The organism is Streptomyces sp. XY431 (assembly GCF_001279805.1).
GTDB lineage: Bacteria > Actinomycetota > Actinomycetes > Streptomycetales > Streptomycetaceae > Kitasatospora > Kitasatospora purpeofusca.
In genome coordinates, this window is sequence record NZ_LGDO01000027.1 from 20,064 (window position 1) to 28,764 (window position 8,701).

An 8,701-nucleotide genomic window follows, 5' to 3' on the forward strand; every position below is an offset into this window, starting at 1 on the left:
GGGGAAAGGCGGGTGGTCGGAGTGCGAGGGCGCTGGTGGCCGGGGTTCGTGGCGCTGTCGGCGATCTGGGGCGCGAGCTTCGCCCTGATCAAGGTGGCGGTGGAGGCCGGGGTGCCCCCGGTCTGGGTGGCGGCCTGGCGCTGTCTGCTCGGCGCGGCCGCCCTGTGGGCGATCCTCGCCGTCCGCCGCGAGGCCGTCCCGCGCGACCCCGCCGTCTGGGGGCACAGCGCCGTCGCCGCGGTCCTGCTGAACGCGGTGCCGTTCGTCCTCTTCTCCTACGGGGAGACCCGGGTCAGCTCGGTGCTGGCCGGGGTGCTGAACGCGGCCACCCCGCTGTTCACCCTGCTCTTCGCGCTCGCCGTGGTACCCGGGGAGCCCCGGCCGGGACCGCGCCGGCTCGCCGGACTCGCCCTCGGCTTCGCCGGGGTGCTCACCGTGCTGGGCGTGTGGCACGGCTTCGGCGGCGCCTCCGCCGGGGGGCCGGCCGGGGAGGCGGGACCGTCCGGCGGCGGGGCGGGCGCGGTGGCCGGCGGACTCGCCTGCCTGGCCGCGACCTGCTGCTACGGCGCCGGCTTCGCCTGTCTGCGCCGTCACCTCGCGAACCGTCCGCACTCGGCGACCGCCCTGTCCACCGTCCAGATCACCTGCGGCGGAGCCCAGCTCGCGGTGGCCGCCCCGCTGGCCGCCGGCGCCCCGCACTGGCCCGGGGCCGGGGCCGCGGGCGCCCTGCTGGTGCTCGGCGCGCTCGGCACCGGCGTCGCCTACGTCCTCAACCTCGGCCTGGTCCGCACCGCGGGGACGGCCGTGGCCGCCGCCGTCACCTATGCGACCCCGCTCTGGTCGACGGCGCTCGGTGCGCTGCTGCTCGCCGAGCCGGTCGGCTGGAACACCCTGGCGGGCGGGATCGCGGTGATCGCCGCCGTCGCGCTGACCCGGCCGCCGGCTGCCGGGGGCGGGGGCGGGCGGCCGTCCGTCGGGGCCGAAGGGCACGTCAGCCGGTCGGTTAGGGTGGGGTGATGGGCACGGGGCGGGCGACGGCCGAGGACACCGGGGCGGGCGCGACCGGGGCGGTCGGCCCCTCTTCCTCGTTCCTCTCCTCCGCCGAGGCCGCCTCCTCCGCCTCCTCCGCCTCCTCCGCTTCCTCCGTGGGCGAGGCCGCCGGGGCTGCCGGGGCCGCCGACCGGTCGTCCGAGGTGGCCGTCCTGGCGGCCCTGCGCGCCCGTCCGCTGCGCTTCCCGTTCACCCGCGACTCCCTGCGCTGCTGGGCCTACCTGGTCGGCGGCGCCGTTCTGGGACTGGTGACGGCGGTGCTGCTGCTCGCCCTGACCGCGCTCGGCCTCGGGCTCTCGGTGGTCGGCGTCGGCCTGCCGCTGCTCCTCACCGTCGCGCTCTCCGGCCTGCCGGTCGGAGCCCTGGAGCGCCGCCGGCTCCGGCTCGTCGAACCGGCGCCGGTGCCCGACCCGCACCGGGCGCTCCCCGGGGCCGGGCGCCCCGCCCGGCTGCGCACCCGGCTGCGCGAGCGCGCGACCTGGCGCGAACTCGCCCACACCCTGCTCGTCGCCCCGCCGCTCACCGCCGCCGGCCTCGGCCTGACCGCCCTGCTGCTGTTCTCCGCGGCGCTGGTCGTCAGCCCGGTGGTGGTCCAGGTGCTCGCCCCCGAGACCGTGATGCTGATCCCCGGCCACGCCGTGCCCGGACCGCTGCACGCGCTCCCGTTCACCGCCCTCGGCCTGGCCGGGCTCTACCTCGGCGGCCATGCCGGGGCGCTGCTCACCGCCGCCCACGTCCGGCTGGCCCGGCTGCTGCTCGGGCCCCGGGCGGAGGATCCCGGCGGCCAGGTCCTCGAACTGACCCGGTCCCGGGCCCGGTTGGCCGACGCCTTCGAGGCCGAGCGCCGCCGCATCGAACGCGATCTGCACGACGGCGCCCAGCAGCAGCTGGTGGCCCTCACCATGACGCTCGGCCTGGCCGCGCACGAGCTGCGCGAGGGGGCCGGGGCAGGCGGGGCCACCGAGGCCGGGGCGCTCGCGCTGGTCGACCGGGCCCGGGGCGAGGCCCGCCAGGCGTTGGAGCAACTGCGCGGCCTGGTCCGGGGGATCCACCCGCAGGTGCTCACCGACCACGGCCTGGCCGCCGCCGTCGCCGAGGTGGCGCTGCGCCACCCGGTCCCCGTCGAGGTCGACCTCGACCTGCCGGGCCGGCTGCCGGGCCCCGTCGAGACCACCGCCTACTTCACCGTCACCGAGGCCCTCACCAACGCCGCCAAGCACAGCGGCGCCACCGCCGTCACCGTCCACGGGCGGGTCGCGGACGGCCGGCTGGTGCTCCAGGTGACCGACGACGGCTGCGGCGGGGCCGACCCGGCCGCCGGGGCCGGGCTCCAGGGACTGGCCGACCGGGTGGCGATCCTGAGAGGACGACTGATGGTGACGAGTCCGACCGGCGGGCCGACCAGGCTCCGGCTGGAGGTGCCGTGCTCCGGATAGTCCTTGCCGAGGACGCCGTGCTGCTCCGGGCCGGCCTGGTCGAACTGCTCACCCGGGGCGGCCACCTGGTGACCGCCGCCGTCGGCGACGCGGACGCCCTCGCCGCCGCCGTGGACGCCGACCGGCCGGACATCGTCGTCACCGACGTCCGGATGCCGCCCGGCTTCCGGGACGAGGGGCTGCGCGCCGCGCTCGACCTCCGCTCCCGCCACGCCGACCTGCCCGTCCTGGTGCTCTCCCAGTACGTGGCCACCCCCTACGCGACCCGGCTGCTCGGGGCGGCGGGCGCGCAGCGGGCCGGACTCGGCTACCTGCTCAAGGACCGGGTCGGCGAGGTGTCCGAGTTCCTGGACGCGCTGCGCCGGGTGGCGGCGGGCGAGACCGTGATCGACCCGGACGTGGTGCGGGTGCTGCTCCGGCAGCAGTCCGCCGACCGCCCGATCGCCCGGCTGACCCCGCGCGAGCGCGAGGTGCTGGGGCTGATGGCGGAGGGCCTCAACAACCAGACCGTCGGTGCCCGGCTGAGCATCACCGAGGCCTCGGTGGTCAAGCACTGCGGCAACATCTTCATGAAGCTCGACCTCGACCCGGTCGAGGGCAACCGCCGCGTCCTCGCCGTCCTGGCCCACCTCGCCGACCTCCACGGCGAGTAGCGCGGCCCCGTCCACCCGCTGGAGCGGTCGCCGGCCGGCGCTCAGGCCGGGGGCAGCGGCGGCGGGTTGTCGAGGAGGAGGTCGTGGCCGACGTCGGTGAGGGCGTGCCGGACCTGCCTGCCCTCGCGGCGGGTGGCGATCAGGCCGGCCGTGCGCAGGGCGGCGGCGTGGGCGGAGGCAGAGGGCGGGGTGACGCCGAGCCGCTGGGCGAGCTCGGTGGTGGAGCAGTCGCTGCCGGCGATGGCGCGCAGGACCCGGGCCCGGGCGGGGCCGAGCACGGCGGCCAGGCCGTCGGCGGCCGGTGTCCTGGCGGCGGGCTCGGCGGTCGGGGCGGCGATCGGGTGCAGCAGCAGGCTCTGGCGGTCCGGCTCGGCCAGCAGGCTGATACTCCGCTGGACGAAGTAGTTGGGCCGCAGTTCCAGGCCCCGGCCGCCGAGTTCGAAGGAGCCCTCCAGCTCGCCGAGGGTGCACTCCAGCACCCCTTCGTCCCGCCAGACGGCCTTCGGGTGGAGCGAGTCGAGCATTTCGCCGATCCCGGAGCGGGCGGCGGTGCGGGCCCGGGCGGCGATGTCGGCCTCCAGGGCGCGGCGGATGTCGGGCCAGTCCGGGGCGAGGCAGGCCTGGAACAGCGCCCAGGCGCCGTCGCTGACCTCGCGCAGGCCCCGGCTGCCGTCCTCGCGCAACCGGGCCAGGGCGGCCGGGAGTCCCAGGCGGTCGCCGAAGATCGCGACACCCTCCTCCACGGTCTGCTGCGGGACGGAGAGGAGCGCGTCGAGCTCGTCGGTCAGCTGCCGGCGGACGGCGTCGAGGTCCGCCACCATGAAGTCGGGGATGCCGATCGGGCTCGCGTTGACCACTTCGAGGAAGCGCATGGCCCGGTGGGGCACGTGGCGGCGGGCGTCCCGCCACCAGCGTTCGCTGCGCGACCCGTTGCCCTGGTGAACGCCCAACCGGGCCGAACCGGCCAGCAGATGGTCGAGCGGGGATATGACGAACCGGGTCCTCGCGAGGTCCGCGACCCCGAACTTCAGTGCGATCACGAACCTTGCTCCGGTTCCCCGCAGCCTTTCTGACCTGCCGCGTTGTTGACTATTAGGCCCAGAGGCTAATGCATGGCCGTCCGGTCGCTCCCGTTGGCATGCTCTCTCTCGTCGGCGCGGCAGAGGCCCGCTCGGGCCCCCACCACGAGGGGAGTGGGGGACCGGGCACGAACCTCGACCGGGCGTTCGTGGATCCGAACGCCCGGTGCCGCCCGGTGAATCGTGCCCGACCTGACACGGCGCTACCGGGCTTCGGCCGCGCGCGGGTTTCGCGGATCGCGCGGGTCGAGCGTGTCTAGCGGATCGCGCGGGTCGAGTGGGTCGCGCGGGTCGGGGCGGGACTGCGGTGGGGCGAGGAGGGCGGCCAGGCGGTCGGCGGTGGTGTCCCAGGACCAGTGGGTGCGGACCCACTCGCGGCCGGCGGCGCCCATCCGGTCGCGTTCGGCGGCGGGGGCGCGGAGGATGCCGGTGATCGCCGCCGCGACGGCGGCCGGGTCGCGCCCGTCCACCACGCTGCCGTTGACACCGTCGAGCACCGCGTCCGGCGCGCCGCCCGAGCGGCCCACGACCACCGGCAGTCCGGCGGCGGCCGCCTCCAGGAAGACGATGCCGAGGCCCTCGGCCTCCAGTCCGCCCCGGCGGGTGCGGCACGGCATCGCGAACACATCGGCCGAGGCGTAGTCGGCGGGCGTCTGCGCGTGCTCGCGGCCGCCGGCGAAGACGACCGTGCCGGGCTCGGTGTGCCGCCGGGCGAGTTCGCGCAGCCGGCGTTCGGCGGGGCCCCGGCCGACCAGGACCAGGACCGCCCCCGGCACACTCCGCCGGATCAGCGGGAGCGCCCGGACGAGGGTGTCCTGCCCCTTGCGCGGGACGAGCCGCGCCACGCAGAGGATCACGGGTGCGCGCGGGTCGGTGGCCTCCTCGCGCGGCCCCGGGCGGAACAGTTCGGTGTCGACGCCGGGGACCAGCCGCTCCAGTCGGGGCGCCGGGCCGAGCGCGGGAGCGATCCGCTCGCGGGTGTGGGCGCCGAGGTAGGTGACGACGTCGACGCTGTCGCCGATCCGCCGCAGCAGGCGCCGGGCGACGGGGGTGCGGGCCCACCAGATCTCGTGGCCGTGGGTGGTGGCGACGGTCCGCCGTATGCCGGGCGCCTGCCGCCGCAGCTCCGGGGTCATCGCGGCGAGCGGGGCGGCGGCGCCGAACCAGACCCGGTCGCACCCGTGCGCCCGGGCGATCTCGGCGGCCCGCCGGGTCACCCGGGGGGTGGGCAGGAGCATCCGGGACCGGTCGCGGACCACCGGGAACGGCAGCGCGGCGTCGTGCCGGTCGGCACCCGGTTCGGCCGAGGTGTAGACGACCACCTCCCCGGCGGGCAGCCGGGTGGCCATGGCGTGGACGAAGGTCTCGATGCCGCCCTGACGGGGCGGGAAGTCATTGGTGACGATGAGGGTGCCGGTCATGGGGCGGGAACCACCTGGGGTGCGTGCGGACGGGGGAGGAACGGGAGCCGGGGGAGTCGGTGGAGTCGGTGGAGTCGGTGGAGGAGGGAGAGCTGGGGGAGGCGAGGGCGCTGGGAGAGCCGGGGGAGCAGCACCAGGAGGGCGGGCAGCGCGAGGTAGCCGAACCGGCCCGCGGGGGCGAGCAGGAACGCCAGGGCGAGGCCGAGGGCGAGCCGGTCGGCGGCGGCGCGGGTGTCCAGCGGTGGGCGGCGCACGAGGGACCGGGCGACGGCGGCCCCGGCGAGGAGCAGCAGCGCGAGGGCCGCGTACCAGCCGGCCGGGCCGAGGTCGGCGAGCAGCCGTCCGGGCAGCGGGCTGCTCGCCGGGGTGGGCAGGTCGCCGCGCCCGGTGGGGAAGGCGAACACCTGGTGCAGCAGCGGTCCGGGGGAGCGCAGCGCGGAGGGCAGCACCAGGGCGGCCGTGCCGGCGGCGGCGGTGACGGCGGCCCGCAGCGCGGCGCGCCGTCCGGTGGTGGCCGCCAGCAGGGCGACGGCCACCGCGACCGCCGGCCAGGCCGTCCACTTGAGCGCGCAGGCCAGGGCGAGCGCCCACCCGGCGGCGACCGGCCGGGCCCGGCCTGCCAGGGCCAGGGCGAGGACGCAGAGGCCGGTCAGCGGCAGGTCGACCCCGCTGACGCACAGCGGCAGCGCGACCACCGGCGAGGCGACGAGCGCCGCCATCGGGAGCGCGCCCGGGAGCGAGGCGGGGAGCGCGCCCGTGCGCGCCGCCGTGACCGTTGCGGTGCGCGCCGCCGTGACCGTTGCCGTGAGGCCGGGCCGCCCGTGCCCGTGCCTGTGCCGGGTCGGTAGGACGGCGGCGGCCAGGCAGCCGAGGAACGCGGCGGCGCACCAGAGTCGGGCGTCCCCGGCCACCCTGGCCGGCCAGCCGTCCGTACCGAACAGGGCGCGGGGCAGCCCGAACAGTGCCATCCCGGGGAGGTAGGGCGTGTACTCCGCGACCGTGCGCGGCTCGGCCAGGTACGGCGTCCCGTGCCGGAGCAGCAACTCGCCCGACCGCTCGATGACGGCGACCTCGCTCTGCCCCTGCCCGCCCACCACCAGGACGAGCAGCGGCACGAGGACCGCGCCGAGGAGCGCCACCGCCACCGAGCCCGCACGTGCCCACCGTCGGGGCAGCACGAGCACGGCGACCGCCGCCGCCAGGTACCCCGCCGCCGCGCACAGCCCCCAACTCCGGTGCGGACCCAGCCCGGAGACGAGCGGGAACGCCCCCGCCCACCCGGCGGCCAGCACCCACCCGCCGCACCACAGTGCCCGCCGCCCGCCGGGAGGACGGGGGGCGCGGTGGGCCCGACGGGAGCGACCGGTGCCGGTGTCGGGGCGACGGGTGGAGCGACGGGCAGGGTGAACGGCGGGATGAACGGCGGGATGAACGGCGGGGCCGGGAACGGGTGGACGCGGGGTACGGGCGCGGTGAATCAGCACCACTTCATTGCAGCGGCGCAGGTCAGCGAGGTCATGGCGGTCAGGTCGACTCCTTCGGTCGGGTTTCCCCTACCACCGGGCGGGCGCGCCGGGCGGCCCCCGGGCTCCGGGACGGGTACGGGCGGTGCGGACGACGGGCATGGCGCTGGGCTCCTCCTCGACAGCGGGCTTTCCGAACAAGTGAATTCGTATCCGACCTGACGTTCGGTGTCCACTGAATTACACACGGTGCCGATTGCTCGCTATCGTGAGCGGCGTGGTGAAGTCCTGGGACATGGCGGTCGAGCGGGCGCAGGAACGATTGGCCGCGGCGCCCGCCCTGCGGGCGGTGACCGACGAGGAGGGGCGCGAGTTCGCGCGCTGGGACCTCGCGGCCTGCGCCGAGGGGGAGTTGGGCGAGCCGGTCGACCCGGCGGCGATCGGCCCGGCCGAGGAGGCACGGCTGCGCGCCCGGCTCGGCGAGTCCGGCCGCGAATGGCCGGGCGGCGAGCTCTACCGGCGCCGCTACTGGCTGCTGGGCGAAGGCGGCCCGGGCGGCGCCACCGGCCCCGGCGGCACGCAGAGTCGCGGCACCCGGCCGGTCGGGACCGTCGCGGTCGACAACTGGACCAAGGGATCGGGCCAGTTGGCCGTCTCCTCGCTCTATCTGCGCCCCGACGCGCGCAACCGGGGCCTGGCCGCCGCTGCCCTCGACCGGGTCTACCGCGCCGCCACCGCCGAGGGCCTGTCCGGCTACCGGCTGGAGGCGGACTGGGCCTGGCCGCGAGCCGTCCGCTACTACCTGCGCCGGGGCCTCTGGGTGCGGTCCTGGAAGCACGCCATCGGTCTCACCCGGATGCCCCAACTCCCGCCCTACCGGGTCCGGGAGGAGCACGGACGCCTGGTGCTGATGGTCGCCGACCGGCCGTCGGGCGCCCCGTCCGGGGAGGTGTGGACGCCGCTGCTCGCCGCCGGCCGCGAAGGCCGCTGGCTGCGGTTGGACGAGACCGCCGCCTACCGGCAGGCGGACGGCTGGGTGCACGACTACGCCCGCTCGACCCTCGCGCTGCACCTGGCGCTCGCCGGCCGTCCGCTGGTCCGCGGCCCGCAGTGGTGGGCGGAGGCCTGGCGCTGGTCCGACGGCGGGGAGCCGGAGGGGCTGGCCCACCGGATCGAGCAGTACGGGCGACGGCGCGGCACCGCCGACGACCGGACGGCCGCCCCGCCCGAGGTCGCCCGGCCGGGAGCCGCCCTGCCCGAGGTCGAGCTGCCCGACCCCGCCCCGGCCCCCCGCCCCGGCGCGGTGGCACCCTAGGCCCGCCGCCCGCCGCCCGCCGCCCGCCGCCCGGAGCACCCCCCCGCCCGGGCCCCGCAGCCGGTGCCCCGCCCCTGGGAGACTCGACGCCATGGCAGAGATCGAGATCGACGGCGGCCCCGCCGACCCCGCCCGGCTGGCGGCCCTGGGCCTGCTCAACTACGGCCACTTCACCACCCTGCGCGCCGAGTCCGGCCGCGCCCGCGGCCTCGCGCTCCACCTGGACCGCCTGGTCCGCGACTGCCGCACGGTCTTCGGCTCCGAGCTGGACCCTGCGCAGGTCC

General features: G+C 77.4%; 7 protein-coding genes and 1 pseudogene. 5 read left to right on the forward strand and 3 right to left on the reverse strand.

Annotated features, from left to right (window positions below):
- Positions 1-12 precede the first annotated feature (12 nt).
- From ADK60_RS47435 to ADK60_RS04925, 3 genes are read left to right on the forward strand one after another with little or no spacing between them, the layout of a single operon-like run.
- The gene (locus tag ADK60_RS47435; protein WP_079008058.1) at positions 13-1,017 is read left to right on the forward strand and encodes a DMT family transporter; all 1,005 of its coding nucleotides are present in this window, start codon (positions 13-15) and stop codon (positions 1,015-1,017) included.
- Positions 1,017-2,486, forward strand: coding sequence for a sensor histidine kinase (locus ADK60_RS04920; protein ID WP_079008059.1), 1,470 nt, complete (start codon positions 1,017-1,019; stop codon positions 2,484-2,486). The genes ADK60_RS47435 and ADK60_RS04920 overlap by 1 nt, the downstream gene beginning before the upstream one ends.
- The gene (locus ADK60_RS04925; RefSeq protein WP_053643535.1) at positions 2,474-3,139 is read left to right on the forward strand and encodes a response regulator; all 666 of its coding nucleotides are present in this window, start codon (positions 2,474-2,476) and stop codon (positions 3,137-3,139) included. The genes ADK60_RS04920 and ADK60_RS04925 overlap by 13 nt, the downstream gene beginning before the upstream one ends.
- A 41-nt stretch (positions 3,140-3,180) precedes the next feature.
- On the opposite strand, the gene ADK60_RS04930 is transcribed toward ADK60_RS04925, so the two are convergent.
- The 3 genes from ADK60_RS04930 to ADK60_RS47440 all read right to left on the reverse strand — a co-directional run bounded on the left by ADK60_RS04930 (position 3,181) and on the right by ADK60_RS47440 (position 6,931).
- Complete coding sequence (locus tag ADK60_RS04930; RefSeq protein ID WP_053643537.1) at positions 3,181-4,179, reverse strand: ArsR/SmtB family transcription factor; 999 nt, start codon at positions 4,177-4,179, stop codon at positions 3,181-3,183.
- 242 nt (positions 4,180-4,421) lie between these two features.
- The gene (locus ADK60_RS04935) at positions 4,422-5,639 is read right to left on the reverse strand and encodes a glycosyltransferase family 4 protein (RefSeq protein ID WP_063783043.1); all 1,218 of its coding nucleotides are present in this window, start codon (positions 5,637-5,639) and stop codon (positions 4,422-4,424) included.
- Positions 5,636-6,931: a glycosyltransferase 87 family protein gene (locus ADK60_RS47440; protein WP_053643538.1), complete on the reverse strand. Its 1,296-nt coding sequence runs from the start codon at positions 6,929-6,931 to the stop codon at positions 5,636-5,638. Before ADK60_RS47440 ends, ADK60_RS04935 begins: the two co-directional genes overlap by 4 nt.
- A gap of 448 nt (positions 6,932-7,379) precedes the next feature.
- Here ADK60_RS47440 and ADK60_RS04945 point away from each other — a divergent pair, with 448 nt between their 5' ends.
- Positions 7,380-8,417 carry a GNAT family N-acetyltransferase gene (locus ADK60_RS04945; RefSeq protein ID WP_159400301.1) on the forward strand — a complete coding sequence of 346 codons (1,038 nt, stop codon included), beginning with the start codon at positions 7,380-7,382 and terminating at the stop codon, positions 8,415-8,417.
- 91 nt (positions 8,418-8,508) lie between these two features.
- Positions 8,509-8,701: pseudogene (locus tag ADK60_RS04950) on the forward strand (aminotransferase); the annotation flags it as partial.